Annotated in this window: 1 protein-coding gene; it reads right to left on the bottom strand. The window is 44.6% G+C overall.

All coding sequences use genetic code 11. The features are described 5' to 3' along the window. Positions 1-124: 124 nt before the first annotated feature. Positions 125-1,453, bottom strand: coding sequence for an amidohydrolase family protein (locus BG260_RS13320; protein WP_069133453.1), 1,329 nt, complete (start codon positions 1,451-1,453; stop codon positions 125-127). Positions 1,454-1,775 lie beyond the last annotated feature (322 nt).

The raw sequence follows: 1,775 nt of genomic DNA, 5'->3' as shown, positions 1-1,775 counted from the left end.
AATGTTAAAGTGGTACTATTATTTTATTGAATGACTGATTATGGAAATATAATAAAGAATTTAATCAGCATAGAAATACCATCTCTTTTCACGGACATCAAGGAATTCAGCAGACTTGGTAATTTTAATCCAAATCCCCGCTCCAGTACCACGTTCCTCTCGCCATCACACCCTCAATATTCTCTCCGAATGGAATGGAGTTCAATGGATTACTACTCAACAATATCAGATCTGCACGATACCCTTTGGCTACTTTTCCGGTTTGATCGGGTTCTTCAAGATATTCCCCAACATTAACAGTTCCCGTTTTTAAAGCTTCGTATGGAGTCAGCCCGGATTCAACCAACAACTCCAGCTCGCGGTGTGCGGAATATCCCGGCGGGTTGAAGATTTGCGGGGCATCCGCGCCAAGTAGCAGCTTCGCACCGGACTCGTGCAAGGCAAACGTCAGTTTTTTCCGGATCTGCAGATAGTTAAGCGCCTGCTCTTCATCAAAATCTTCGGATAATCGAATATTTGCAATGTAATTCTGCCAGCCGTTTACCACACTCTCCGGCATTCGATCCACACCGGGCCAGTCCATCATCACTCCCACTGTATTCTCCGGATTGAATACATTCTCCAATAGTGTGTTCGTCGGCACATTCCATACTCCGGCTTCAACCGTTCGTCGGGCAGCTTCATCGATCAATGATTCATTCACATGAGGAGTTAAATCGTACCCGAAATAGATGATATTCGGATCCGGTCGATTAGCGGCCTCACCGGCCATAAATTCCATATAGCGATCCAGGTGATCAATCGTGCCCTGTCCGCCTTCGAGAGTTCGTTCCAGACCAACATCGTAGGAGATGTGTCCTGAAAACTCCATGCCCTGTTTCTGGGCTTCATCGGCCATTGCATCAAAAACATCGCGGGACAGCCCCGGATGCAGCTTCAGTAAATCATACCCGGCTGCTTTCTGATCCCGTACCATCTGACGAGCTTGTTCGGGATTAGTTGCAGAGTTTCCGTTGAACGATGGACCGGACGTAAAAATTCTCGGACTCACAATCTCTCTGGCCTGCGCTTTTTCCCGGAGTACAAGATGAGATGGCTCACCCAGCATACCGCGAATGGTTGTGATTCCCTGCGAAACATACATTTTCAACACTTGATCCACATACTCTTCTCCCTGCCGTTCAGACGGAATATGAGCGTGCATTTCTGCCAGGCCGGGCATCAGATAGTACTCTCCGGAAATGATCTCCGCACCGCGTGGCAGTTCAGCTTCGGCTGCCGGACCCACCCATCTGATGACTCCATCTTCCACAATCACCGTTTGATTTGAGGCAACCCGGTCAGTTTCCATCGAGAGAAGATGAACATCTTGGAAGACAACAGTTTGGGCATGGACATGAATTGAAAAAAATGTAACAAAAGTGGTAAAGAGTGCTAATATGAAAGATTTCATAGGGATGAAGTTTGATTAACCTGGCTAAGTGCAATTTGTAAAATTTTTCAGACAAAGTTTTAACGATAAATACCGTTTTAATAATTGACTAAAAGATCTACTTCAGATGTTGTTTATTCGTTTAGACTGACTGTTTTTACACTACACTCTTTATTAAATAAAAGTCCATGAAAGAAGCAAAAGAGACGCTCCGACAGAAAATCTCAGGCCGTTTCCTGCAGACAGATATACCCTTTATTGTCTATTCAGTAGTATTTCTCACAATGTTTATACTCTGGCGCTATCAAATCTATAACGAACTCGCTATTGACTTTTTTGTAGA

The sequence above is a fragment of the Rhodohalobacter halophilus genome (assembly GCF_001715195.1).
GTDB lineage: Bacteria > Bacteroidota > Rhodothermia > Balneolales > Balneolaceae > Rhodohalobacter > Rhodohalobacter halophilus.
Note: the sequence above shows the minus strand (reverse complement) of the source record. Positions and strands in the feature narration are given on the sequence as shown.